This is a genomic window from Streptomyces sp. NPDC005931, assembly GCF_042871235.1.
In the GTDB taxonomy this organism is placed as follows: domain Bacteria; phylum Actinomycetota; class Actinomycetes; order Streptomycetales; family Streptomycetaceae; genus Streptomyces.
Genome location: NZ_JBIAIG010000016.1, coordinates 20,646 through 46,328, shown reverse-complemented (window position 1 = coordinate 46,328; position 25,683 = coordinate 20,646). Strand labels below are relative to the sequence as shown.

At 69.3% G+C, this 25,683-nt stretch carries 19 protein-coding genes and 4 pseudogenes; 9 read left to right on the top strand and 14 right to left on the bottom strand.

The genetic code is table 11. From position 1 onward, the window contains the following. Positions 1-363 precede the first annotated feature (363 nt). From ACFYOV_RS28630 to ACFYOV_RS28620, 3 genes are read right to left on the bottom strand one after another with little or no spacing between them, the layout of a single operon-like run. Positions 364-2,793 (bottom strand): ABC transporter substrate-binding protein, encoded by a 2,430-nt coding sequence (locus ACFYOV_RS28630; protein WP_389092444.1) that lies wholly within the window; start codon positions 2,791-2,793, stop codon positions 364-366. A 15-nt stretch (positions 2,794-2,808) separates the two neighbouring features. Further along, entirely contained in the window at positions 2,809-4,986 is a 2,178-nt protein-coding gene (locus tag ACFYOV_RS28625; protein ID WP_389092441.1) for a bifunctional serine/threonine-protein kinase/ABC transporter substrate-binding protein, read from the bottom strand. Beyond that, positions 4,986-5,525, bottom strand: coding sequence for a hypothetical protein (locus ACFYOV_RS28620; RefSeq protein ID WP_389092439.1), 540 nt, complete (start codon positions 5,523-5,525; stop codon positions 4,986-4,988). The genes ACFYOV_RS28625 and ACFYOV_RS28620 overlap by 1 nt, the downstream gene beginning before the upstream one ends. Positions 5,526-6,319: 794 nt before the next feature. On the opposite strand from ACFYOV_RS28620, the pseudogene ACFYOV_RS28615 reads away from it, so the two are divergent. Beyond that, a pseudogene (locus ACFYOV_RS28615) lies at positions 6,320-6,998 on the top strand (IS701 family transposase). Positions 6,999-7,391: 393 nt separating this feature from the next. Here ACFYOV_RS28615 and ACFYOV_RS28610 read toward each other — a convergent pair. Then, entirely contained in the window at positions 7,392-7,766 is a 375-nt protein-coding gene (locus tag ACFYOV_RS28610; RefSeq protein WP_389092437.1) for a PIN domain-containing protein, read from the bottom strand. A 17-nt stretch (positions 7,767-7,783) separates the two neighbouring features. Here ACFYOV_RS28610 and ACFYOV_RS28605 point away from each other — a divergent pair, with 17 nt between their 5' ends. Further along, the gene (locus ACFYOV_RS28605) at positions 7,784-8,107 is read left to right on the top strand and encodes a hypothetical protein (protein ID WP_389092435.1); all 324 of its coding nucleotides are present in this window, start codon (positions 7,784-7,786) and stop codon (positions 8,105-8,107) included. Between the two features lie 294 nt (positions 8,108-8,401). Here ACFYOV_RS28605 and ACFYOV_RS28600 read toward each other — a convergent pair whose 3' ends face one another. After that, positions 8,402-8,830, bottom strand: coding sequence for a hypothetical protein (locus ACFYOV_RS28600; protein WP_389092433.1), 429 nt, complete (start codon positions 8,828-8,830; stop codon positions 8,402-8,404). Between the two features lie 380 nt (positions 8,831-9,210). Then, positions 9,211-9,846: a M48 family metallopeptidase gene (locus tag ACFYOV_RS28595; RefSeq protein WP_389092430.1), complete on the bottom strand. Its 636-nt coding sequence runs from the start codon at positions 9,844-9,846 to the stop codon at positions 9,211-9,213. Positions 9,847-9,966: 120 nt separating this feature from the next. Here ACFYOV_RS28595 and ACFYOV_RS28590 point away from each other — a divergent pair, with 120 nt between their 5' ends. Beyond that, a complete protein-coding gene (locus ACFYOV_RS28590) occupies positions 9,967-10,476 on the top strand; it encodes a hypothetical protein (RefSeq protein WP_389092428.1) in 510 nt (169 codons plus the stop codon). Here ACFYOV_RS28590 and ACFYOV_RS28585 read toward each other — a convergent pair whose 3' ends face one another. From ACFYOV_RS28585 to ACFYOV_RS28570, 4 genes and pseudogenes are all read right to left on the bottom strand, one after another. Further along, the gene (locus ACFYOV_RS28585) at positions 10,477-10,815 is read right to left on the bottom strand and encodes a MerR family transcriptional regulator (RefSeq protein ID WP_389092426.1); all 339 of its coding nucleotides are present in this window, start codon (positions 10,813-10,815) and stop codon (positions 10,477-10,479) included. A gap of 1,594 nt (positions 10,816-12,409) precedes the next feature. Beyond that, positions 12,410-12,655: a hypothetical protein gene (locus ACFYOV_RS28580; protein ID WP_389092424.1), complete on the bottom strand. Its 246-nt coding sequence runs from the start codon at positions 12,653-12,655 to the stop codon at positions 12,410-12,412. Positions 12,656-12,916: 261 nt separating this feature from the next. Continuing rightward, positions 12,917-13,714 carry an SMI1/KNR4 family protein gene (locus tag ACFYOV_RS28575; protein ID WP_389092421.1) on the bottom strand — a complete coding sequence of 266 codons (798 nt, stop codon included), beginning with the start codon at positions 13,712-13,714 and terminating at the stop codon, positions 12,917-12,919. A 202-nt stretch (positions 13,715-13,916) separates the two neighbouring features. Further along, positions 13,917-14,371 (bottom strand): annotated as a pseudogene (locus tag ACFYOV_RS28570) (transposase); the annotation flags it as partial. 326 nt (positions 14,372-14,697) lie between these two features. On the opposite strand from ACFYOV_RS28570, the pseudogene ACFYOV_RS28565 reads away from it, so the two are divergent. Both ACFYOV_RS28565 and ACFYOV_RS28560 read left to right on the top strand, forming a co-directional pair. Beyond that, positions 14,698-15,257, top strand: a pseudogene (locus tag ACFYOV_RS28565) (transposase family protein); the annotation flags it as partial. A gap of 135 nt (positions 15,258-15,392) precedes the next feature. Beyond that, on the top strand, positions 15,393-16,277 hold the full coding sequence (locus ACFYOV_RS28560; RefSeq protein ID WP_389092419.1) for a hypothetical protein: 885 nt from the start codon (positions 15,393-15,395) through the stop codon (positions 16,275-16,277). A 2,034-nt stretch (positions 16,278-18,311) separates the two neighbouring features. On the opposite strand, the gene ACFYOV_RS28555 is transcribed toward ACFYOV_RS28560, so the two are convergent. Next, a complete protein-coding gene (locus tag ACFYOV_RS28555; RefSeq protein ID WP_389092416.1) occupies positions 18,312-18,683 on the bottom strand; it encodes a winged helix-turn-helix transcriptional regulator in 372 nt (123 codons plus the stop codon). A 79-nt stretch (positions 18,684-18,762) separates the two neighbouring features. On the opposite strand from ACFYOV_RS28555, the gene ACFYOV_RS28550 reads away from it, so the two are divergent. The 4 genes and pseudogenes from ACFYOV_RS28550 to ACFYOV_RS28535 all read left to right on the top strand — a co-directional run bounded on the left by ACFYOV_RS28550 (position 18,763) and on the right by ACFYOV_RS28535 (position 22,126). Further along, a complete protein-coding gene (locus ACFYOV_RS28550) occupies positions 18,763-19,173 on the top strand; it encodes a RidA family protein (protein WP_221756125.1) in 411 nt (136 codons plus the stop codon). Positions 19,174-20,332: 1,159 nt separating this feature from the next. Then, positions 20,333-20,539 (top strand): annotated as a pseudogene (locus tag ACFYOV_RS28545) (transposase); the annotation flags it as partial. Between the two features lie 417 nt (positions 20,540-20,956). After that, positions 20,957-21,499, top strand: a complete 543-nt coding sequence (locus ACFYOV_RS28540; RefSeq protein ID WP_389092413.1) for an SRPBCC family protein — start codon at positions 20,957-20,959, stop codon at positions 21,497-21,499. A gap of 102 nt (positions 21,500-21,601) precedes the next feature. Then, a complete protein-coding gene (locus ACFYOV_RS28535; RefSeq protein WP_389092411.1) occupies positions 21,602-22,126 on the top strand; it encodes a tetratricopeptide repeat protein in 525 nt (174 codons plus the stop codon). Between the two features lie 578 nt (positions 22,127-22,704). Here ACFYOV_RS28535 and ACFYOV_RS28530 read toward each other — a convergent pair. The 3 genes from ACFYOV_RS28530 to ACFYOV_RS28520 all read right to left on the bottom strand — a co-directional run bounded on the left by ACFYOV_RS28530 (position 22,705) and on the right by ACFYOV_RS28520 (position 25,576). Next, positions 22,705-22,848: a hypothetical protein gene (locus tag ACFYOV_RS28530; RefSeq protein ID WP_389092408.1), complete on the bottom strand. Its 144-nt coding sequence runs from the start codon at positions 22,846-22,848 to the stop codon at positions 22,705-22,707. Positions 22,849-23,043: 195 nt separating this feature from the next. Then, positions 23,044-23,181 carry a hypothetical protein gene (locus ACFYOV_RS28525; protein WP_389092405.1) on the bottom strand — a complete coding sequence of 46 codons (138 nt, stop codon included), beginning with the start codon at positions 23,179-23,181 and terminating at the stop codon, positions 23,044-23,046. Between the two features lie 241 nt (positions 23,182-23,422). Then, the gene (locus ACFYOV_RS28520; RefSeq protein WP_389092404.1) at positions 23,423-25,576 is read right to left on the bottom strand and encodes a radical SAM protein; all 2,154 of its coding nucleotides are present in this window, start codon (positions 25,574-25,576) and stop codon (positions 23,423-23,425) included. Positions 25,577-25,683: the final 107 nt, after the last annotated feature.

The window sequence follows — 25,683 nt, the reverse complement described above, 5'->3', positions numbered from 1 at the left end:
CTGCAAGCGGGTGGCGAAAGATCCGGCGCGGGCCTGAGCCTCTACCAGGCTGTCCGTGAACTGCAGACACTCCTCGCCACCTGGACCCGTGCCTGCCCCACCTGCCACCGCGACATACCCACACCCATACGAACCTGACCGAGCCCTGCTAGAGCGAGTGCGGGCGGCTCTGGCCGCGGTGGAGGAGGTGCTCCGGCGCCGGGTCCTCGGCATGGAGCAGTATCTGGAGGCGCTGCCCGAGGCGGACGCTCGCGCTGTGGTGATCGACGGCCGGTCGTCGGGGAGGCCGGTGCGGCCGGGCCGGCCGCGCACGGCGGTGCCTCACCGGAAGGACACGGCCGGGGTCGAGGTCCTGGTAGTGGACTACCCAGCGTTGATGGTCGCCGCCGGGGAGGGGGTCTGCCCCGCCCCGCGGACCTGGTCGTACGGCCCGAGAAACCGGAACGTCCTGTCCCGCACCTGGTACAGGAAGCTCCCGCCCCGCGGGTCCAGGCTGTGAGTGGTGTCGCTGAGGAACCGAATGGGTTTAGCCACCCCGTCGTCATGCGTCGTGTGGAAGAGGCGCTCGGCGACTTGGGAGTGTTCGACGTCGGTGTTGCCTGCGCCGAGTGCGTCCAGTGTGCGGGCGATGAGGCCGACGGCATCGTATGCTTCTGCGGCCCACCGCCCCGGAGTGTGGCCGTAGCGCGTGCGATGCGCGGTGGTGAACGCTTTGGCGGTCTCGGTGTCGGCGGAGGCCGGTTCTGTGTACGGGGCGGAGCAGACCCACTGCTCGGCCGCCTCACCCGCCTCCCGCACGAATGCCGGGCGCATGACGGGTTCGATGGCCGTCCTGACACCCGTGAAGCCCGCCTGTCGCAATACGCGGGCCACGGCGGCGGCCCGGCCCGGTGATTCCCCTGCGTAGACCACCGCCTGGGGATGTTCGGCCAGAGCCTGGGTGACGGCCTTGCGGAAGTCGTCGTCCTCGGCCGCGACCGAGTGGACGGTGACCGTGCCCTCGCCGGGCGGTGCGGTCTGAAGATCCCTGGTGAGGCTCCACGCCGTCTGGCCCGCAGCGCGGTCCTGGATGACGGCGGTTCTGCGCACGCGGCATACCCGGCTCAGGTAGTGGGCCAGCGGTTGGATCGCCAAGTCGTCGCTGACGCGGGTCACACACAGGGTACGGGTGGTGACCGTGGACAGCGGTCTGCCGTCGTGCGAGACGAGAACGATCGGCATGCGGGCCGCCGTGTACAGCGGCTCGGCGGCCTGCAGGGCAGTCTCGCCGACCGGGCCGATCACGGCGCGGACGGAGGGCTCGGCCAGCACGCGGCGGACGGCCTTCTCCGCACCCTCGGCCGTGCCCTGGTCGTCATGCGCTGTCAGTGCGAGCCGGAAGCGTGCGTCCCTGCGCGCGTTGTGCGCGTCGACTGCAAGTCTCGCCCCTCGCTCCTGGGCGATCGCGGTTTCCTTTTGGCCGCCGGTCAGGTCGGCCTGGAGGCCAATGGTGTGGGTGGGCAGGGCCCGGGGAGCGGAGCGGCCCTGCCCGGTCTTCGCCCTGGTGGCGAGCAGGGCTGCGGCACTTCCGGTGGCGAGTACGGCGGCCAGTGAGCCGCCGGCCGTCAGGATGCGACGGCGGGAGAGGCCCCGAGCCAAGCCGTGCGGGCCGGCCGGCGGGGCCAGTGCGGGCGGCTCCGGTGTGGCGGGCGTCGAGGGGCGGGGAGGTGGGCTCAGAGCGCGCGTCGACCGTTCGGCCACCAGCCGCAGTACGGCGGGGGGCAGCCATTCGCCATCCGGCGTCGGACTCCCTGAGACGGGTCGGCCGGACTCCTTACCGCGCGGCTCCGGCCCCGTGGCTCTGGCAGCTGATGTCGAAGGTACTTCCGGAGTTCCGGCGGCCCGGCTCGCGCCCGCGCCACGGCTGCCCGGGGCGGCAGGTTCCGCCGCCGGGTTGCGACGCGGTCCCCAAGACGCCCCGGGGGCGCGGGGGTCGCGCGCTGCCGCCACTGCAACTAGAGCATTCCTGAGTTCTCCCGCCGTGGGCCGCTGCCCCGGGTCCTTGGCAAGGCAGCGGGCCACCACCGCTCGCGCCGCCGGCGGCAGGGGGGCAAGGCCGGTGAGGTCCGGGGTCTCGTGGACGGTGCGGTACAGGACGGCCGCCGGGTCGCCGCTGCCGAAGGGCCGCTGCGCGGTGGCCGCATACGCCAGGACGCATCCCAGGGAGAACACATCGCTCGGCGTCCCGACGTCGCCCGCGCGGGCCTGCTCCGGTGAGAGATAGCCCGGGGTGCCGATGACCGCCTCGGGGGCCGTCAGCGCCGTCACGCCCACGCCGTGCGCGATGCCGAAGTCGATCAGCCGCGGGCCGTTGCGGGCGAGCAGTATGTTGCCGGGCTTGACGTCCCTGTGCAACAGACCTGCCGCGTGCAGCTCACTCAGGGCCTCTGCCATGTGCGCTCCCAGAGCGAGGACGGTGCGTGCGGGCAGCTGCCCGCACTCCTCCACCGCCTCGGCCAGCGACGGCCCTGGTATGAAGGCGGTGGCCAGCCACGGCTCGCGCGCTTCGGGGTCGGCGGCCGTGACCGGCACCACCCAGCGCCCGGTGAGCATCGCTGCAAGGTTCACCTCGCGGCGGAACCGGGCCCGGAAGGTCGGGTCCGCGGCGTGCTCGGCGCGGATCACCTTCAACGCCACGAGACGTCCGTCGGTGGCGCGAGCTAGGTAGACCACGCCCATGCCGCCCGCGCCCAGTCGGGCCAGCAACCGGTGTCCGCCCAGGTGGACAGGGTCCCGGGGCCGCAGTGCACGCATCGCTGACGCCCGCGTTCAGGCTTGGCCGAGCCGGGGCAGGCCGACGTACGTGAACCTGCCGCCGGCAACACGGTAGTGGTACGCGCGGGGCAGCTTCAGCCACCTGTCCTCATCAAATGCATACATTCCGGCCAGCCCTTTGAACTCGGCGCGGGCCAGCGCGTCGGCCAGTCGCTCCCGGCTGGGACGTCGACCGTCCCGCGCGGCGAGGACGGTTAGCCGACCGGTGATCAGCCGCGTCACGTCGTACGCCTCGATCGCCCATGTGCCCGGCGCCTCGCCGTACCGATGCCGATAGGCGGCGTTGAACCCCCGCATACCGACCGCCTCCGGGCTCGTGTACGGGGCGACGAGCTGCCACCCTTCGGCCGCCCTGCCCACCCCCGAGATGAAGTCACTGGTCGCTGAGGCAGGGTCAAGGAAGCGGGGCCCGTGGAACTGTGAAGCCGCCAGGGCCCGCGCGACCACGGCGGCGCGTTCTGGCGTGCCGGTGTAGTAGAAGCTGTCGATGCCATGATCGAGCATGTCGGTGACGACGGGTCCCAGCTCGGAAGCGGCAGAGGGAACAACCCGGGGGTACAGACCCAGCCCTTTGCTATTCGCCACCTGGCGTGCCATGTCGGCGGAGTCCCAGCTGACGGCCCGGCCGGCACGGTCGGCCATCAGGCCGAGACGCCGTGCCCCGTGCGCCTGGAGCGTGAGGACGGTCACTGCGGAAGCGAACGAGGTGTGAGATGCGGCCTGGAAGTAAACGCGCGGTTTGGCGAGCAGCACCGTCCTCGCGGCACCGAGGGAGAGTTCGGACACCGTCAGCAGCGGCAGGCCGGCGCTCTCGTAGACTTCTACCGCGCCCTGCGTCGATGCGTAGCCGGTGGGACCGACGACGGCGAGTACATCCCGGTCGCCGGTCAGACGCCGTGCCGCGTGCCGCGCCCGCGTAGCCTCACCCCGGTCGTCGATCACCTCGAGGCTGAGTGCGAAGGGCTTGTCCTTGCGGGAGTTGAATTGCTCCACGGCCAGCCGCGCAGCCTTCTCCTGAGCCCTTCCAGCCTGCTGCAGCGGCCCCGTCAGGTCCGCATGGACGCCGATGACCCACCGACGCCCTGCGGCTCGCGCGGTGGCCGGGGCCTCGTCGCCACCCCACACAGCCGTCCACAGGGCCGTGCCGCCGCCCGTCGCGATCAGGGCAGCGCCGCCCGCGGCGAGGGTGAGGATCCGGCGACGGCCCGGTGCTGCGGGGGCGGGCGCCTCAGATGTCCCCGCCGGCTGGGAGATTTCGGTTGGCTCGATGCCCGCCAGCGCCAGCGTCTCGGCTGACCGGTCCGCGACCATCTGCAGCACTGCTTCCGGCAACCAGTCGAGAGAGCCGGCCGGGACGTCCCCGGCCTCCCCGATCAGTTCCCCGGCCACCTCCGCGGCCGTCGGCCGGTCTCCGGGCTCCTTGGCCAGACAACGGTCCAGCAGCGCCCGCAGGGCCGGATCGTCCACGCCGTCGAGGTCCGGCGCGTCGTGCACCGTGCGGTACAGCAGCGCATCCACGGTGCCGGTGCCGAACGGCGGCCGCGCGGTGGACGCGTAGGCCAGCACGCAGCCGAGCGAGAAGACATCGCTCGCGGAGCCCACCCGCCCGGCACGTGCCTGCTCCGGGGAGAAGAACCCTGCAGTGCCCACCACCATGCCGCCCGTGGTCAGCGCGGTCTCCTCGGCCGCCGTCGGGCGCGCGATGCCGAAGTCGATCAGCCGTGGCCCGTCAAGCGCCAGCAGGACGTTGCCCGGCTTGACATCCCGGTGCACCAGGCGCGCCTCGTGCACGGCCGACAGGGCCTGCGCCAGCACGTTTCCCAGGGACCGCACCACACGAACCGGCAGGGGCCCGCAGGCCGCGACCGCCTCGTCCAGAGAGGGCCCCGGCACGAACGCCGTCGCCAGCCACGGGGCCCCGGCCTCAGTGTCCGCGCCCAGCACCGGCACCACCCATGGGCTCACCACTCGCCGAGCCGAGGCGATCTCGCGGCGGAACCGGGCCCGGAACTCGGCCTGACCGCCGTATTCGGGCTGGATCGCCTTCACCGCGGCCAGTTCCCCGTCGGCGGCGCGGCCTAGGTAGACCACGCCCATGCCGCCCGCGCCCAGCCGCCCCAGCAGCCGGTACCCGCCCAGGCGGGAGGGATCGGATGCGACCAGCGGCTCCATCACGCGCCCCCATGCGTGCCGGGCGTGGAGGAGTTTTCGCCGGACCAGGCGCCCGGCTCCGAGGATCCGGATGGCACCCTGGCGGGCCGCCCGATCTCGTCCTCCAGTGCCGACCGCATCCAGCCCGAGGACTGGGCGACCATGCGCTGCACCTCTTCCTCACTGCGACCCTGGCCCCCGCATGCGGAGACCCCGACCGTCACCGGTCCGAAGGTGGATTGCAGCCAGACGTAGGGATACGGGCCGCCGCGGGTGCGGCTGCGGCACTGGCCGCTCTCATGCAGCCGGTCCTCGCCGGAACGGTTGGCGCCGTCGCCCCACACCTGTGAGGCCGACATCAGGCCGGTCAGCCGCTCACCCGGGCGCAGCGTCTGCTCCGGGCAGCCCATCACCTCTTCCAGCGTGCCCGCCTGGGCCCAGTCCGCGCCCAGGGCCGTGCGATGCACACTGACCGTGGCCGACAGCCGCACTGATCCCTTGCCTCCCTCCGCAGGCACTTGGAAGTAACGGGTCAGTGTCGCCAGCACATCCTTCGGCAAGGGCTCCTGCCGCCACGCGCAGTCCTGGCCCAATACCGCCCAGCGGCTTGGGTCGCCCTCGTACGGCGTCGCACCAACAACCCCCCGCCCGAACAACTCCGGGCCCGCGATCACCTTCCGGATGAGCTTCTGCGCCTGACCGGCCGTTCCCGGCTGCCGTGCCGGATCCCACACAACGGTCGGGGACGCCCCCGGCGCCACAACCCCACCATCAGCACCAGCCGATCCCGCCAGCCCTCCGCTCTGCGCGCCCGATGTGCTACGACTGGCACCCGGACTCGCATGCGGTTCCCGTTCCCCTGCCGCCCGGCTCCGACCGTCGGAACAGCCGGCCAACAGCCCCCCGCAGATCGCTGCCGTCAGCCCCAAAATACACAGAGCTCTCCCAGACGCACGCGCCACAATCCCCCCCCGCCCCGGCTTCAGCCCCTCCGGCCACGCCCGAGCACCCAAAGGCATCATCAAGCCGACCAGATCGTATGCCCATCACCTCGACGTTCGCATCACCCAAAGGAGTTAACTGCTTGCCCAGGGTCGTCATCCTCATCCAATTCGAACAAGTGAGCCTGCACAACCTAGCCCCGGCACTTCATGACGGCTGATCAGCTCAACTGATGGCCGGTACCCGCGACGACCTGAACGGCGGAGTTTCGCGACGAGCACACCGAGGCCATCGCCCACATCATCGAGGCCGAACGCGAGAACCCGCCCCGCCCGCCCCGCCGGAACCCGAGGCACCCTTAATACTCCAGCAGCGGATCGTGTCCTGAGCTGGCGATTGTCGTTGTCCTGGCATGGAGGGCATGACTGAAGTCGGTTGCTGGGCTGAGGAGTTGGAGTCGGTGTTCGCCCGGGTGGCGGGCCGGTTCGCTCGGGCGGATCTGCGGTGGCGGATGCGGGACTACGTCCGCGGTCTGCTGGGGCGGGCGACACGCAAGAACGGCTGGCAGCTCGCTGAATGGGCAGGCCACCGCACCCCCGACGGCTTTCAGCGGCTGCTGAACAGCAGCGTCTGGGACGCGGACGCCCTGCGTGACGACGTCCGTGCCTACGTCGCCGAGCGGCTCGGACCGGACGGAGTGCTGATCATCGACGACGCCGGGTTCATCAAGAAGCACCTCGGGAAAGATCGACAACTGCCAGATCGGGGTGTTCGCCGCCTACGCCACCAGTTCGGGCCGGGCCCTGGTGGACCGGGAGCTCTACCTGCCCAAGGCCTGGACGTCCGATCGTGACCGCTGCCGGGCGGCGAAGATCCCCGACGAACGCGGCTTCGCGACCAAGGGAGAGCTGGCCCGGGACATCGTCTGCCGCTGCCTCGCTACCGGCCTGCCCGCCAAGTGGGTCACCGCGGACGACACTACGAAGCAGTTGGCCATCGACGCTGCCACTCGCGCGGGCCGGGCGGGTGCCGCCTACGCGGACTTGGGTGAAGCCTCGGGGATCACTCGTCAGGCCGCCCGCAAGCGCTAGCCGGAGGCGGTCGGTACCCACTGGGCGGTCTGCCTCCTGACCGGCAAGAGCCACCCGCACGGCGTAGCCGTCCAGGTGCTCCGCAGCAGCAAGGCGATCGAGACCGGGCGCCCCTGCCCCCGGCGAGGACGGGTACAGCGAGTGGCTGTAACGGTGGCAGCAGCACATCATCCGCCTGCTCTGACCGCCGGGCGCGGGGGCGGGCGCCACGGCGCGGGATGTGGGCGCGGACGGCAGGACGTCCCGGAACTGCTGCGGGCCACAGGGAGTCTCGCTGCGCCGCTGCGGTCGTTCACGCAAGCCGGCAGTCACTTGATCAACAACTTCTGGTAGGGCCACCACAGCGAGGCCGCTCCCTCCGGGGAACGGCCTCGCCTTCGCCCGGAGTGCGGGTCAGGTGGGGCTCAGCGGAGTGATACCGGTACCCGCGTACAGCTCGAGTTCCAGCGACAGAACCGTGAGAGGCTCCCCGGCCTTGATCGCGTGCCAGGCGATCGCAGCCGCGTGGGCTACCGGCCAGTCCACGTTTTTCCAGTCCATCGCGTTTACGGAGTGCGCAGCGGTGAACGGGATGTGCTCGGCGAATCGCAAGGATGCCGCGTGCTTGCCTGCCCCGGCGACCTGCCGCTCGGCTGCGAGGATGGACAGGGAGGGGATGATGACGCGGCCGGTGCCGCGTGAGGCCTCGATGTAGAGGCCGGTGAAGAAGGGGTCGGCCCGGTACAGCGCGGCAAGAGCGGTGTGGTCCAGGACAGCCGTCAGGTTCACGCGGCGGTGCCGCCCTGGTGGGCGCGGATCTTCGCCCAGGCATCCTGACCGGCCTGCTGGACCTGCTCTGTGTACTGGATATCGAGCTCACGGGCCGCCTCGGCAGCGCGCTGCTCTCGTTCGGCTTCCGTGAGCTCGCGGGAGGCGAGCTCTTCCAGCAGCTCGGTGATGGTGGTGCCGCGCTCTTCGGCAAGGACCCGCAGCCGGTCGCGCACTTCCTCGCTGGTGGGGTCTGCGGCGGCGGTGGGTATTTCGGCGTCGTCACCTCGTTCGCGTACCCGTTGCATCCGATCGCCGGCGTCCTGGGCGGGCCGACGTTGACCCACTGGACGGCGACGTGATCGCCGGTACTGGGAGCTGATCGCCGAGTCCTGCGAGCGGCTCGGCGCCGTATTGGTCGTCGGGCTCCGACCGCTGCCGCCACCCACCCGAGCGCCGGCACGGGCGGCCTCCTCCGGCCCGAACGCTCCCGCACCGACGGGGGACGGGCACTTCAGCGGGGCGGAGTCCTCCGGCGGCACGGTCCACTTCGGTAACGCGGACGGTGCGGCGCCGACCGGCCTGGCTCCGCCCGGACGGCCCACCGGGGCTGCTCGCCACCCTCCCACTGCGGACAGAGGACCTACGGGCTCATGTCAGGTCTTTGTCCTCATCCGTCGGGCTGTCGGCGCAGCCGGCAGGGCACGGATCCAAGCCACACCGGTGAAGCTCTTCGCCGCGATGTGAATCTCCGCCCGCCGGAATCCTGTGGCGGCCAGGCCGCTGTAGCCATGGGAGACGAGGTCCTGGTAGAGCCCGTCCGAGAACGCGGCGACCAGCTGGGTCAAGGGGTCGTCGACGAGGGCGCGGCGTACGGGGTCGGAGTCGAGGACGCGGAACAGGGCGACCACGGCGGATCCGGCGTATCCGCTGTCTGCCTCGTGGACGATGCCCTGGTGCAGGCTGGCCCGCATCCGGACGCGCCGCGGGTACGCGACCGCGGCATTGGCGTCGGCCAGCGCGGAGGCGAGGCCCTCCAGAAGGTCCGGCACGACCCTGGTCTCGTCGATGCCAGGCTCGAACACGAGTAGATAGCCGTCTCCCTGCGCCCGTCGGCCGCACGTGTCCCAGGCGATGTCGGCCCGCGCGCATGCGGCGCGCAGCGGTGGCCGACCGCGGCTTGTTGTCGAACGCGGCGAACTCTCCCACGAGTTCCCCGCCGAGCCGGACGGCCAGCACCCGCACGACGAAGCCGATCAGGATCACCTGGCCCCGGGACGTCCCCCCGCCTCCGCGGTCGCCGCCATCGCGTTCAGCACGCCCTTCGACCACACCGACGACCCCGTGATCGCGGCCACCTGCGCGGGTTGGAGGTGGGCCGGCTTCCCTCACGGAATCTGGCGGTCGTGCACCGCCGCGGCTCCGACTCTATCGGACCGACCCGCCCGCCCACAGGGCTCCTTGGTCACTGAGCGCGGGGCGCATCGGGGTAGCCGACCGCGTCTGCGTACCGGGAGCCCGCGTTCACCAGACAGGCAAGCTGCTTTGCCACGCCCCCTACGCTGACACTGGCGTTGACCTCGTCGCCGACGACGACCGCGTCCACCGTGCGGGTGCCGACCGAGCGGGCCACGTCGTCGATGAGTGCGAACAGCTCCGGCGCGTCGGCGCGGCGCAGCACCGGCCGGTCGCTCGGCAGCCGGGCGAACCGGGGCCGCAGCGCCATCGCCATCGCCAGCAGGATCGCCCCCGCCACCATGCCGACGCCACCCCAGCCGCGTCCGAGGCACCACACGCCGGCCAGCAGCAGTACCGCGGTGACGGCGTGCACGGCGAGGGCAAGCGCGTAAGCGAGGACCGCCGAGGTGTCCCGGCGGGCGGCCAGGACACCGCCCTGCGCCACCTCGTCCAGCAGCTTCTCGCCATAGCCGCGGGCCAGGGCGCGCCGGGTCCGGTCGACCCGGCCGCGCTCGGGCTCCGGCTTCGCCGGGTCGACGTTCCACTCGCAGGCGGCGCACCACAGGGTGAACCGCCGGTCCCCCTCGATCCCGGCCCCGCACTCGGGGCACGCCTGGGTGATCTGCTCCGCAGCGCTCGTCATGGCGCCTTTCCCTCCCCTGCGGCCTCTCCCCGAAGCCGCCTGTTCATGACAGAAGGGGAGAGCTGATCACGCGGGGCGAGACCGGAGCAACCCTTACTGATCTTTTCGTAAGTTCGGTGGGTGGTGGTGGGCGTGTTCGTGCACGGGGTGCTGATGCTGCTCGACCAGCTCACGCTGCGGGCCGCCCAGCGGGCCGAGTACCTGGCCGACCGGGAGGCCGCCCGGGCCGGTTCCACCGAGGCCGCCACAGGGCTGATGGACCGGCTGCTGATCGCGGACTCGGCCGTCACGGCGCTGCGGCGCGAGGCCAACCAGGCAGCCCTGCGCGGGCATGGCGCCGCCCTGAGGGCCGAGCGCGCGGAGCATCTGTGGGACCGGCTCGCCGCCCACATGGAGTCCGTGCCCGGCCACGAGTACGAGCGGCTGCTGCGCGCCGGCGCCCGGCGCGGCCACAGCGTGGACTCCACCCACCCGCCGACCCACCTGCGCCGCGCCTGCCTGCTCACCGGCCCGCCCCTGCCCGCTGCCGTGCCGGCCGACGCCGACCGCGAGCGCCGTATCGCCGGCGAACTGGCGGCGGCGCGCGCCGAGGTGGCGCGGGGCATCGTGCGGGACGGGTACCAGGGTTAGCTAGGCCTTCGACTGCGGCTCGGGGCCTTGTGTGCGCATGTACTCGTTGATGCGCTGCGCTTCTTCGAGTTGGTCTTCGAGGACAATGATGCGGCAGGCAGCTTCGATGGAGATGCCCTGGTCGACGAGTTCGCGGGCACGGGCAGCGATGCGCAGCTGGTAGCGGGAGTAGCGGCGATGGCCACCTTCGGAGCGCAAAGGTGTGATCAGGCGGTGTTCGCCGAGAGCACGCAGGAAGGCGGGGGTGGTGCCGAGCATGTCGGCGGCCCGGCCCATGGTGTAGGCGGGGTAGTCGTCGTCATCGAGAGGAGTGACGGCGCGGGAACTGCCAGGGGGCATAGACCTCTTCTTCCGGGGGACGCGTCGGGGGGCCCGGGCGCCGTACTGGCACCCGGGCCCCGAGCTTTCAACACCATCTACCGGCGAACTGCGCCGGCCCTGTATGTCCGCAGGGTCCGCCTGGGAGGGCGGGACTGCGGGGATCGCGGATGCGTGACCGGGGACCACCTTCCAATCCGGGGCCTGCGGTACCCGGGCGGACTGCTTCCTCGCCCGGGCGATCCTGATGGCGTTTCGCTCCTTACCTTCGGTTACTCGGTGATACTGCTGGATACCGCGGGTACTGCTCACGACCTTCTCGGGCCGTGTCCTGCTTGACCTGTCGGCATGGCAGTTCGTGTCTGCCGTGCCCACTTCGACTTCCTGGGTACGACAAAGAATGTAACCCTGCGACGGGCCAATGTCTACTGTCGCCACGACAGGTTTTCTCCATGGTTAGTGTCTAGGGTTCTTCCGCGGGTACACCCGGAAGAGTGCTGTTCCTGGGTTGCTTCCCTGCTCGGCGACCACATGCTGAGCCTGGAGGCACAAAACCTGTCCAGGGTGGGGGACAGCGCATGACCGCCATGGAGACCGGCCTTTACATCGGTACAGCCGTTGGCGCTGCGATTGATCATGGCCCTGAGTTGAGGGCTGCCGCCGCCCCCGGGCCGCCGAGGTACGCGTCAAACGGGCGATGGGATGATCTTGCCCCAGGACGGCCGACGACCTGGAGGGCGCTCGCTGGCGGGATCTACCATCGGCCCGGCGGCGGCACCCTCCATGATGCTGCCGAGCGGGCCGCCGACTACCTTGAGGGCCGGTAGACACCTGCGCCAGGTTCCTGCGCCCAGGGACGGTCACAGCAGGCGGCCGGATCTCCGCCGGGGTCGTCGACCAGCACGATGGCGGCCCTGACTCGCTTGCCCACCGGCTCGCGGCGCACCTCGAAGCTCTGACACACGGCCGTGCTGCCCGCCCCGTCTGGGTCTGCGGGGCAGGCCGCGGGCAGTGTCGGGTCGGTGTCCCAGACGCTGATCTGGACGGCGCCTTCGCTGACCGCCAGGTCCAACAGGCAGGCGCCGGGCGCGTACCTGTAGGCGTTGGTGACCAACTGCTGACGGCCAGCCGCACGGTGCCCATCGCGCGGTCGGAGACCGGGAAGCCGCGTACTTTGAGAGGACTTCCGCGAACAGCGACCGACGGAAACGTGATCGACTTCACGCCTCTCGCGGAATTGGCGCGATCGGTCGGCAGCGATCCGAGTGGGGCCCGGAAGCGGAACGGCTGCTGCCGTTAATACCTGTTCCGCTGTTCTTCACCAGGCTGCCAGCCGTGTCGGTCGTCTGTTCGTTCACCCACCGCCGAGCCTCCGCGAGGTTCGCGGCGGTACCCGCGGGTTCGTACGAAAATCCGTTCCACTCCTCCCTCGGCTCGTCGGGCTGGAGGTGACCGCAGCCGCGGTGCAGCGGGCGGTGCCGACGCAGACGTCCAGCGGCGGACGGCGCCGCTTCTCGCACGCCGCGAGCCGGTCGCCGTCGTCCACGCGCGGAACCGCGCGGGACGGCTGGTTCGGCGGTCCGGGTGGGGAGTGCTTGCCATGCGCTCGACGGTCTCAGGCCGCGACGGTGGTCGGCCGGGCCGCGGCGATGTCCGCCACGCGGGTGCGGACCTCGTCCACCGCGGCGGTGCGGATCGCGCCGACCGAGATGCGTACCGGATGGGTCAGGGGCCCGTCGGTGATGACGTGGCGCAGTTGCTCGGCGCTCCAGCCGGCTTCCAGCATGACGGTGACCACGCGGCCTTGGTCGGTCAGCGCCTTGCCGGACAGCAGCAGTTCGGGACGGCTCGCTCCGATCATGAGACCGACTACGGCGGTTTCGGTGGTGCGGACGGCTGCGCAATGAGCATGGGCTCCGGGGCAATCGGCGTGCGCAGTCCATTGAGCATCCTCAAGCCTGAAATCGCTGGTCATGGGGCTGGCGGGGGCTGGGGCCTCGCGCCGGTCGGGGGCGTGATCGATAGCAGGTGATCATCCGGCGCATTGCCGGTTCGCCGGAATCACGATGCCGGATCCGGAGTGCCTCCGATGAGAGCAGGGGCCGTTGGCGGCGGGGTTCGGTCAGCCGCTCTCCCGGTAGTTCATGAACCAGTGAGTGTCGAAATAGCGGGCCATGGTGAACGGATGGTGCGGGTCGACGAGGATGCGGCAGACGAACTCCGCCACCTGGCAGTCGAAGGGGACGTCGTCACCGTCGAAGGACCGGAGCACGACGGGCCAACGGTCGGGGTCGTCGCCCTCGGCCCTCCAGCAGTACAGGTCCTCGTGTTCAGTGCCCGCCCAGATGAGCAGACCGTCCTCTTCGAGAGCTGTCCACGGCTCCTGGATCAGGTTCAGGAATCCGTCGAAGGCGCCCTCGCCGAACGTCTCGACCATGCGCTTGTAGTCGCTCGGCAGCGCGGTGCCCAGGCGCGCCTCCGCCTCCGCCCAGTCCACGTCCGGCCGCTGGGCGGGCTGTGTCCAGCCGGTGATCCGTCTGAGCCGCTCCATCCAGTCGACATCCTCGTCCGGAGCAACCGCCAAGGGTTCGGGCACCTCCCTATGAGCGACCACGAGCACCGGCCGCTCGGCCCCATCGGCGTCCCGCGCCGTACCCGTGCCGACCCACTGATCCCCGTACGCCCACGCCCGTATCGTCACGGCCCGGTCCTCGAAGGGCACGAGGAGAGCCGCGCCCCTGGACTCGTCGACCGTCGGATCGGTGAAGCCGTCGAGGACGAGGGTGCGCGGGGCACCGTACCTGCCGTCGAGCAGGTCGGTCAGCTCCTGCGGGTCCAGGTCGCTGGGCAGGTACAGGTAGCCGTCCCCCGGGCCGAGTCGGGCCAGAAGGTCGGTGACGGTCGCTTGCGTGAGTTCCATGGCGGGAAGTGAAGCGCACCGCACTGACAATGGGCATCGTCCAGCCGAAAGCTGCGGGTCACGGGGGCTGGCGTGGGCGGGGGCTGGAGCACTCGTGCCAGCCGCGGCGCCTTGACCACAGCATTGCATGGTCGTCCGTCAGCGTTGGACCTCGGCATTCGTCAGCACGAGGAGAGCCCGCAGCGCAACGTGGTCGCGTATCAGCGAGCAGGAGGCCGAGCGTGTCGGTCACGATGCTCCGCTTGCGGCCACGATCTTCTTGGCGTTGTCCGTGCCCTGGCTTGCGGCGGGGACGCTGGTGGAGGTCTTGACGCTCTGCGCGTCGATCACGCACGCCGACGGCTTCGCGTTGCGGCCCTCCTGCTTGCGCGCCAACAGGCCGTTGAGCTGGGCGAACACGCCGTCAGCCTGCCACTTGGCGAAGTAGCCGTAGACCGTGTTCCAGTTCGGGAAATCATGCGGCAGACAGCGCCACTGCACCCCCGTGCAGTCCACGTACAGGATCGCGTTCATGATCTCGCCCAGTTCGTGTTCGGGCGGACGCCCGAAGTTCAGGGCCCGGCCGCGGCGCTCGAAGCACCAGGCAGTCAGGACCGCCTCGATCAACTCCCAGCGGGCATCGGACAGATCACTCGGATACGCACGACGGTCGGTCATGACCTGGACGTACCGCCGGTCGGGGGCGTTCGCCCAGGCATGTCTTGTGCCGCGCTGAAGCACGTAACACATCCGGGCCTCCTGGAATGAGACAGGCGCAAGCCGATCCCCGCATCAGACGCCACACCATCCGAGTCAACAAGCACGGCCAACCCCGCAGTCCCAAACGCACCGGTACATCAGAGGGAGCAATAGCCCAGATAACATCGCACTAAAGATGAAAACAACCTCTCAGTGAGCGTTTTGCTCGCTTTTCGGATGATTCATGCCTATTTTCGGCGGCTAGACATGAGCACTGAATCAAGCGATCCGCCGGAAAAATAGGCGGCACTGCTCACGCCTATGCCACAGCCGTCATCGACCACCTGAGCCACCGAGCGCCCGGACTGCTGCGGATCCTGCGGGAAACCGACCCCGACCACGTCCTGCTCGACGGCACACTCGCCGAGTGCGACCGCGTCGGCGACAGCAGGGCCGACTTCTCCCACAAGCACCGCCGCCACGGCGTGAACATGCAGGTCGTCGCCGACCCCGCGGGCAACCTGCTGTGGATCTCGCCCGTCCTGCCCGGCCGCACCCACGACCTCACCGCGGCCCGCACCCACCGCATCATCCGGATCTGCGAACGCCAGGGCATTCCCGTCCTCGCCGACCGCGCCTACATCGGAGCCGGCCCCTGGGTGACCACGCCGGTCAGACGACCGCCCCTCGGGGAGCTCCCCCCACCCAGCGGACGATCAACAGAGCCCTGTCGGCAGCCCGGGCGCCGGTTGAACGAAGCATTGCGAAGCTCAAGTCATGGCGGATCTTCCGCCATGCCCGCTGCAGTCCGAACCGGCTCTCGTCACTCGCCGCCGCCGTCCTCACCCTGGAGCGGCAGCGCTGAAAAAGCTCACTCAGTCACTGGCGGCACTGCCACCAGGCCTTCCGCAGCCCGTCGCGGTCGCCCAGCCCAAAGCTGAGGATGACGAAACGGGATTCTCGCAACGCGATTCGGTTGGCCTGTCGTACCGTTCGAACCATGCGCATACGTCATGGTCACTTCCTGCCCGCGGTGTTGGTGCTGAGCGCGCTGCTGACGAGCGGGTGCTCCTCATCCTCCTCACCCAAGGAGTCGTCGGCGGAGGCGGAGTCGGGCGCTGTGCCCGCCGATGCATCCGAGGAGGGCGTCGAGCCCCCGTACATTCAGCAGATCCTGGACTCCACTCTCGGCCAACGCATCACAGGCATGCCTGACGGGACGGTTCACCGCCCGCAGCAGGGCAAGCCGCTGGGGGCTTCGCCCTGTCGGCTGATGGAGGCAGACGGGGGTGCGGATATCACAGACAAGCAGAAGGCGACACGCAAACCGGTGCCGGTGCCCGCGCTGTACGAGCTGCGCTCCGAGCGCGTCACCGACGGGTTCAGCGTGAGTACGTACGTCCTGCCGAGGAACGCCGACAAGGCGAAGGTACTCGGCGCGGTTCTCGCCGCGGCCAAGGACTGTGGCTCGCGCACCGCTACCGCCCCGATATCCGCAGTCTCACGCTCCAGCGCCGTGGTGACCACCGCTGCTCAGCTCACCTCGGGCAAGCACGGCCCCGGCGTCGCCGTGCTGAGCGAGGCATCCGCCGCGGGTTCGGCCCCGCCGGGGCCGAGTTGGACCATCGGCCCGGACGGGAAGCTGGCGCCCATCGGGGATCTGCCCGCGCCGGGATCCGGTGCGGTGGAGGCGGCCTTCACCTACGGCCAGGCGGTGGTCTACGGCACCAACGGCCGCTTCCTGGTGGAAGTGCTGAGCATCGCCGACGACGACCCGGTCAACCCCGACCCGGCTGCGGAAGACCACCCCAGCGCCCCGGCATACACCGAGGCGCAGGAGACCCTGACGACCGTGCTGTCGGGATTCCAAGGCATCCCGGATTAAAGCGCATCGAACACGCAGTTACGGCAATGCCGGTGACTTGCTCGTCCTGGAGCGCGAAGCCGTCCCCGAGCGGGGGGCGTCCTGATCCGCGACAGCATGGGCCGTGAGCCGCTTCCCGCCGGGCGACCCGGCCGCTCTCGGCGGAATTCAATGCAGTCGTAACGATCGTCCCTCAACTTTCTGCTGCACATGGTGACGTGAACCCCTCGGCGCTGTACCGCAGGTGGTACGTGGATCTGGCGCCGTCGACGCGTCGCCTTCCCCCGTCCCGTCTGGGGCGGCCACCCGCGCGTCATTCCTGTACGCCAGCACTGAGAGGGGAAACACCATACCCGGTCGCCCACACCAAGCCGGGCCCTTTCCTGCAGCGAACCGTCGAACTCGGCACCTGCGTTGACATCCGGCACCGGGTCAAGCTGATCGCCCTGCCCGGTGAACGGCTCCGCCTGCCTGTACGACTCGCTCGGCTTCGCTCTGCGCCGCCTGACCACGATCCTTCAGGTGCGCACGCCGGTCCGACAGATCCGCACGCCGGGAAGACCGCGAAGCCGGGCTGTTGTGACTCACGACGAGACGCGCACTACGGCACCGTGGACGGAGGGGCGGCACATCCCACAGCTGCCCCACCGCCGTGCCCTGAACCCGCGCCGGGTCGTCCGCTTCCACTCCCGTACGCACTCGATCTGCAGCGGGTGCCCGGCGCACTCTGTCGCCCCTGAACCTGCCCCAGCGCGGGGCACCCCCATCTTGCTGCGCACGCTCACCGCTGTGCCCACCCTGTGCGAGGGGCCGGCGATCTCGTTCACCAGTCTCCAGGAAGGCACCCGCTCGTGTGCATAACACCCCTTTCTCCGCTGCACATGGCTGTTGCCTTGGACGGCCCGGCTGGCACCCGGCCTCCTGGCGTCAACCGGTGGCCCGTGACGCTCGCAGCGCCACGGGACCATGTCGAGGCGTCGAGGACGAGTTTTGGCCCGCTTGCTGGCGGCGGACCAGCCCAGGATCGCCCGGGAGAACACGTCCACGACGAACGCGATGTAGACGATCCCGGACCAGGTGGTGACATAGGTGAAGCTGGCCCACCCATCGCTCGCCCGGGCGTGATCCGGTGACGTCGCGCCGGAGCAGGTCGGCGGCCCGATCGTGACGGTCGTTTCGGATGGTGGTGCGGATCTTCTTGCCGCGTCGGGCGCCTTGGAGGCTGAGGTCGCGCGTGAGCCGGGCGACGGTGCAGAGGCCCACCGGTAGCCTTTGCTGTGCAGTTGCCGCCAGACTTTACGGACTCCGTAGACGCTGAGGTTGTCCGTGTGGACGTGGCTGATCTGCGTCTTCAGCTCCGCGTCACGGACTGCTCGGTGCTGCAGGTGTGGTTCCTCGCCGCATAGCGGGTGCTCGTTGCGATCTTCAGTCCGTGGCTGGTCAGGACTGTGCAGATCGGCTCGACTCCGGGCACCTGGCGGTGCGCGTCGATGAACGGCACGAGCGCTTCGACGGCCAGTCGAGCTCGGCCGCGAAGAAGCCGAGGCCGCCTTGAGGATCTCAGCCGCCCGGTGCAGCTCCGCGTTCTCGGCCATCAGCCGCTTGATCTCCGCAGCCTCCTCCGAAGTCACCCCGGGACACCGGCCGGCGCCGACCTCGGCCTTGCCGACCCACGTCCGGGCTGTCTCGGCCGAACCAATGCCCAGCTATGCGGCGACCGCCTTCATCTCGGCCCACTCAGTCGGACGTTGGGGCGGACCTGCGTGACCATGCCCACCGCACGCTCGCGAAGCTCGGCAGGATAGGGAGACGGACGGGCCATGCCTCGATCCTCTCAGGGAGACGAGCCTCCACCAGCTCCCCGGAGCGGTTCAGTGCTCCATCGGCTTCAGCGCTTGGTACGGGTGCTTGAAGTACTCCGTCTTCGTGGTTCCGGTGAGCACCGTCAGGGGAAGGCGTGACGCCCCGTCTCGTGGTGCTTCCACCAGGGGTCGCGTCCCTCGTCGTCGAGCATGGTCCAGTCGTAGGGGTGCTGCCCCGGCCGCGCAGGCCGGTTCATGCGAGGTCGAAGGCACGACGGGCGCGTTCCACCTCGGGCATGTGTGTCGCGACCCACTCCAGCAGCACCTCGACCGGCTGCCGCATGGTCTTGCCCAGGGGGGTGATCCGGTACTCGACGGCGACGGGGCGGGAACTGAGGAGCACGCGCTCCACGATGCCGTTGCGTTCGAGCCGGCGCAGCGTAGCGGTGAGCGACTTCTGGGTCACCGCGGGGATCGCACGGCGCAGGTCGTTGAAGCGACAGGGATGTTCGCAGAGCTCGTTGAGGACGCTCAGCGACCACTTGTCGAGCACTTGGTCGAGGAACTCCCGGTGGGGGTGCTCGATCCTGAGCTCGCCGTCGTGGCTGTGCGTAGTAGCCGGCACGATACCTGGTCTCCTTGAAGTGTCCTTCGTCTACCAGGTAGCAAAGATATACCGACTTTGTCGAAGTGAGGAGACCACCATGTCCGTCCGTCGTTTCACACCCGAAGGCATGATGCAGCCCACCCCGTACGAGCATGTGGCCGTGGGCACTGGAAGGCGTCACGTGCATGTCAGCGGCCAGGTCGCCCGGTCGGCGGACGGGTCTCCCCTCGCCCCGGGAGACCTCGCCGGACAGGTCGCCCACGCACTGCGGAACACCGGGAAGGGCCTCGCGGGGGCGGGTGCGTCGTTCGACGACGTCCTGAGGCTCACGTTCTACGTCACGGACTGGGCGCCCGAGAAGATCGACGCGTTCATGGAAGGGGTCGGGCAGGTGGCGGAGGAGATCGGGTTGACGGTGCCGCTTCCGCCCTCCTCGCTGATCGGGGTCGACTACCTATTCGAGCCCGACGTCCTGGTCGAGGTGGAGGCGACCGCGATCCTCGATTGAGTCGGCCCCCGGCGCCGACGCGGTCTCCTTCTCTCTGCAACCCGCGTCGGTGCCGCCTCGTCTCTCGGCCCGGTCTCACGGCATCGCAACTGCAGTAGCTGGACCAGACCGACCCACGTGTGCTCATCGGCCTCGGTATGAACGGCGCGGGCCGCTCGGCGAGGTCGAGGGACTCCGGGTCAGCCTCGCTGCTACGCGGCCGCGCTCGCCAGCAGCCCGGACCACTGGGCGGACGAACAGGCCGTCCGTGAACAGCGCGCACACCACAAGCTGACCGGCGACCGCTTCTTCACCACCTGCGCCGAACTCGTGCACGCCTCTTGACCGCCGCGAACGACCGGTGATGGCCTGCCGAAACCTTCTGGCCTGCCACCACCGGTTCAGCGGAAGACGAGAAAGGAGCCGTGCAGATCGTCTGTGCTTGACGGCGTGTCAGCGGCATCTGGCGAACGGGCCGCCGCCGGGCCGAGGCTGATCCGTACGGATCGCAGGGGGTGGGGCGTGGACGTTGAGGCGTTCTTCAGCAGCGGCGACGGCTGGGCCGAGTCGTGGGTGCTCGACTTCGAGCTGGTCGAGTCGCTGCGGTTCGGCCCGTCGGCCGGTTCGCGCTGTCCAGGAACGCCTCGCCCTGGAGGCGCCCGCCCACGAGGCGCTGGGTTCCGGTTCCGGGGTTGCGTGTGTGCCGGCTTTCCGCGTGGCGGAGGTGGTCTCCGCCGAGGCCTCTCGGAGGCAGGTAGACGGAGAGTTGTGTCGCTTTGATATCCACCTGCGCGGTGGAGAGTTGTACAGGTCGGCGGTCGGTGGGGGATCCGGGGGACGAGACCCTGGCACGACCTGTGGCGGGCGGTTCAACTCGCGCTTGCTTTACGTGAGTTGATGTGCTTCGCAGTACGGTGGGTCTGGGGCCGTGGGGCGAGGACGAATGGGCGCGGGTCGAGTCACTCGTACCGGAGATCGCGGCGTTCGACACCTACGCCTATCGGCCGACGTCTCCTCCAGCCGGACACAGCGCATGCGGATCGGCCATCGCGAGGGGGTCAACACCCTGCTGCGCCAACTGGCGGACCCTAAGAGGCCCTAACAGAAGTCGTTGATCAAGTAACCATCGGCTTGTCTGCTCGTTGGTCGGGTCGTGGGGAAGCGTCAGTCGCGGCCGTGGATCGTATCGGACGAACTATGGTCGCTCATCGAGCCGTTGCTGCCCGAGCCGGGGCCGAAGCTGGTGGCGGGTCGGCCGCGGGTGCCGGACCGGCAGGCTCTGTGCGGGATCCTGTTCGTCCTGCACACCGGCATCCAGTGGGAGTACCTGCCCCAGGAGCTCGGCTTCGGCTCGGGCATGACCTGCTGGCGGCGCCTGGCCGCCTGGAACGGTACCTGATCGGTGCCAGACCACTACCTCATCCCTGCCGTGGCACTGTCGCCCCTCTCCCCGCCCCCTACACGCCATCAAGCTACGGGAGACCTACGCAACACTGGGGCAGTGGAACGGACCTGCGCTTGGCGGCCCGCCCGCTCCGAGGCCGTACTTCACCTGGCCCATGACCGACCTCATGGCCCGCCGCCTCACTACCGCCGACGCAACGCCATCGACGCTGCTCCGACCGGCTCAAGGGCTTCCGCGGCATCGCCACCCGATACGAGAAGGCCGCCACCTCCCAAAAAGCAGCAGTCACACTGGCGTCTTTCTACGCTGGGCAAGATCCGTCTGAAGACGCACCCAGGGCTGTTGCGAAGGCGGATCAAGGTCATGGATGATCAGGGAATCCGACGTTGAGGGGGCGACGTGCGATTTACCGATGGTCCGAGCGTGCACTGCGATGTTCATGTCGAGGCAGCTGTGCCGCGGGTCTGGGATCTGGTGACCGACATTCGCCTGCCGGCCCGGCTCAGCCCCGAGCTGCAGCGCGTCGAATGGCTCAATGGCGCGGACCGTCCCTTGGTGGGTGCGTGCTTCGAGGGCTACAACCATCACCAACAGCTCGGCGAGTGGCGGACCGTCTCCCATGTGGTCGAGTTGGACGAGCAACATGTGTTTGCCTGGGCCGTCACGGATGCAGATGGCCGCTATGGAGAACCGACCCTGGATCCGTCCAAACCCATGGCGTCCTGGCGCTACGAACTCGAGGCCGAGGGCGGGGGCACCCGGCTGCGGCAGTCGGCCCTCATCGGGCCGGGCCGCAGCGGAGTCACGCTGGCCCTCGAGCGCTGGCCGGACAGGGAGGAGGAGATCATCGCTTTCCGGCTGAAGGAGCTGCACGCCGGGATGGAAGCCACCCTGCGTGGCATCAGGACACTGGCCGAGGAAGGTGCCTCAGTTCCTTTGTGAGGCGTGTGACAGCCACTCGTTGATGGCCGCGACGGGACGGCCGCCTCATAGCGGACCGCGAGCTTGTTGTACCGCGGGCTACGGCACGGTGCACTCGATCGCGTGGCGCTCGTCGTAGTCAGTCGGGTCGAACTTCGGCACCCGGCCGCCGAGCGAGCCGAATTTTCTTGCGGTTGCCGTCCTGGTCGGCCTTGTCCGGGATGGTGCAGCGGATGCCACGCCGTCGCAGGTAAGCGCGGTTCTTGCGAGAGGCGTATCGGCTTCCTTAACTACCGCCGCTCGTTCGATGACTTCCTCACTGTCACCTCCACCGCACTGGCAGTCCTCCGGGAGTTCGGCGACCGCCACGGCAAAGGCCGAGCACTCAACAACCTCGGCGCCGCCCTGCAAGGGATACACCGCTTCGACGACGCCATCGACGCCCACACCCAAGCCCTGACCATCTACCGAGATCTCGGCGACCGCCACCGCGAAGGCAGCACACTCAATGCCTCGATACTGCCCGAAGGCAGGTGCACAAGTCCTACGGGTAGAGACGCTCTTGGCCGTCCGAAGGCGGATGGCTACGCCCGCAATCTCGGCTCCGGCATCAAGAACCACAACGGCGCACACAAGAGGCATGCCTGATGCGACACACCCGGACGCTCGTGCTCACCGTTACCGCCGCCGCTCTCGCCTTCACTGCGGCTTGCGGAACTGAGCCCACAGACGAGTCCGCTGATGCCGGCAGCCGGCACCCGCGCCTGGGAAGGGACAAGATCCGCGTCACCGAGGAGACCATCGTGGGCGCGGTCACCCGGCCCGCCACCGCACCTACTGCTGGGCCGCTACGACCCCACGGGCCGGTTCCGCTTCATCGGCAGGTCCACGCCACTCTCCCGCGCGGCCCGGGCCTCACTCGCCGGTCTCCTGGCCTCCGCCGCAGGTGAACATCCATGGGCGGGACGGTCCTTCTCCGCGGGGTCGAGGACACGGGAGGTGCTGACCATTCACCTCGTGTGGGCGTCGTCGAGTCATCTCCTCGTTGCGCCCGGCGACGGCGAACTTCGGTGATTCAGGGTCCAGTCGCGCAGCCGGGCCAGTTCCGGCACAAGATGCGTGCGGCGGCGCCGGGGCGGCCGGCTGCGGTGCCTGTTCGCGCGGGGCGGTTTCATCGCCCTGAGGTCGTCCAGGGTGGCGGCGGCCGCCTTGCCGCGCCCAGGGGCCTACCGGGTCTTGTCGTTCTTCAGCGGCTTCAGCCGCTTCAGCGCCTGACGGGCCGCCTCGGTGGCCGCCTTGGGCAGGGTGTAACCGTGGCGGCGGGCCTTGGCGGTGACGCCGGTGATCCTGCACTCGATCGTGTTCGGCACTGCCTGATGCACCTGGTCCAGCAGGCCACGAACGACACGGAGGTGCCGACCGTGACAGCGCCGATGAGCAGGCGGGTGCCGGTGCGAGCCAGCCGTGGGACTCCTCCCACAGCTGCCAGTCGCGGGCATAGCCGACCCTGGTCTTCTTCGGCCCGATCCGCCCGAGGTGGTCCGCTGCCTGCTGTTCCAGCGCCTTCAGTACCGCACCGTCAGCTTCATGGAATCCACCGCACGCTGGGCGACAGCCCCGGGATCGATGGCGGGCTGGGAAGGCGCCTGCTCGCCGTCGGGGATCCCCACCACGCCGATCCGGCCGGTTTCGGGGCAGTTCACCTGGTAGACGGCCCTTTGCCGCCCTGTCCTGCTCAAGCTCACCGGCCGCGGCCCAGTCGCCGAGGGCGTACCGGTGGGCGGCACCGGCCCGCCGCGGCGCCGTCGCACGGGTGCGGGCTGGTGAGCGGATCGGCCCGAGGAGAGAAGAAGGACTACCGCTTGGACCGCCCCACCCTGGCGGACGGAGGGCAGGCCGGTGTCTTCCGCGCCGAGCACAAGGCATTGGGCACCGTCGTCGCGTTCAAGCGCCGCCACGCTCGTGCCACGTGGCCGGCACGGCGTCGGATACCCGGTTCTGCTGATCGCGGTCGGCCTGCAGGTGGAGCAGACCCTGCCGACGCAGGGTCCCCAGACCGAACACGCTCCCTTTGACCGGATCGATTCCGCCTGTGTCGGGAGAGGACTCGGCAAACATGCCCGAGATCTCCCGCACGGACCGGCTGCCGTCGCAGAGCTCCCACAGCTGGGCCGACAGTGGGCTCAGTGCGATGTACTCGGCCTCGCCGTCCTCCCGCATCCGTCTCACGAGCGTGGACTGCGCCGTGGGAGGCTGAGCGATGCTGCCCTTTTCCTTGAGGCGAGCGATGACCATCGGGTAGTCGACGGCGAGTCTGACCCCGCGCACCGACTCGGGGGCGAACGGTACGGCTTCCGGCCTGATGACCTCGTTGTCCGGGAGAACCGCGACCCCGTCCCGCTTCTCCCGCGTCCCTGGTACCTGCCCGGCTGATTCCTCCTGACCCGCCAAGGCGGTTTCGAACCTCACCATTTCCGAGATGGTGCGGTGGGCCGGCTTCGAGGCGCTGAGATAGTCGGCCTGGAGGAATTCGAGGAACTCGGCCCGGAAGCGAGGGTGTGCGTAGTAAGCACAGATGTCCGGCCCGGACCAGGTCTTCCGCTCGCTGTGGCGCAGGTGCCGGTCAAGCCACGCGTCGAACACCGTCAGCAGGTCCCCGCTGTCCTGGTGCAGGGCGACCAGCAGCCATCGGAAGCGCCGCATTCCGACGTGGACGAACTCCCGCAGCTCCTTGAGGTACCGCTTGTCCAGCCAAGGGGTCGGCACCGTGTAGAAGTTCGGGAACACGTCGGGATACGACTCGATCATGTGCCGGTCCGCCGGGCTTTGGTGCCAGCCCTGGTGCGACATGTCGGAGTACATGTCGTCGAGCGTGAGCTGGTCGGCGTAGCGGCGCTGGATCGGGGTTTCAGCCAGCGGCGCGAGGAGATGGAGCTGGGGTTCCACATGGTCCAGGCGAAGGACGTCCATCAGGAATGCGACCGTTCCCCTGAGGTCGTCCACTGTTTCTTCCGGGAAGCCGGTGATCAGGGAGGCCGCTGTTTTGATGCCATGCCGATCGGCGCACTCGATACGGCGTACGGCCTCATCGAGATCGATCCGCTTCTTGACGATCTTCTGCAACCTTGGGGATCCGGTTTCGATGCCGAAGAAGATGCCCCTGCACCCAGCGCGGTGCATGAGGGCGATCAGGTCGTCGTCGATGCAGTCGGTCCGCGCGCTGCAGGACCAGTTGAAGTCCTCACCGGAGGCGAGCAGAGCCTCGCAGAAGTCCACGACCTTCCTGCGGTCCACGGTGAACATGTCGTGCACGAGATCGAATGCCGTGATTGCGTACTCAGCGTGGATGTGCTTCATCTGCTCGATAACGCGGTCCGGTGACTTGAGCCGGAAACGGCGCCGGAAGAAGTCGTTGGTCGAGCAGAACTCGCAGGCGAACGGGCACCCCCGACCCAGCTCCAGCGGGACGTAACCGCACTCCTTGACGTGGGGGTAGAGGTGGAAGGCGGGCATGGGCAGGTCGTCGAGGTTCTGGATCACCGGCGGGTTTGGGTTGCGGACGGTCTCGCCGCCCTGGCGGAACGTGATGCCCGGGATGCCTCCGAGGGGACCGCCGGTCTCCATGGCGTCGAGCAGCAGCGGCAGGGTTTCCTCCGCCTCTCCGCGGACCACGTAGTCGACGTACTCGAAGCGCTGGAGGGTGGGCACGTCCACGACGGATGCCTGGGGTCCGCCCAGGACGACGGCGGCATCGGGCTTCACGTGCTTGATGCGCTCCGCGATGCGAAGGGTGAGCGGATAGCTGCTGCAGATCGTGCTGAAGCCGTAGACATGGGCCGGCATGAGCTCGAGCCGCTGTACTGCGAAATCGCAGAAGTCCTGCGGACGGGCCTCTGCGTAGCCTGCGCGAAGGTACTCGTAGTACCAGCGGTTGAGGTCCACGACCTCGGGAGCGTTTCCGTTCTGTTCGAGGACTGCGGCAAGGCTCAACACCCCGACGGGTGCGTTCTCGGTGATGAGCTGCATGGCGCGGTTCTCGGCCACGGACGCGTCTTCGTATTCGGTCACCGTCGGCGGACTGATCAAGCAGATGTTCACACCGATACCTTTTTGGTTGGGGGGCGGGCCTCGCCGACCGATCTGTTCGTCGCATCCGCGAGGCGCCGCCTTGTCGGCTGCGGACGAGGATTGACAGCTATTCTTCC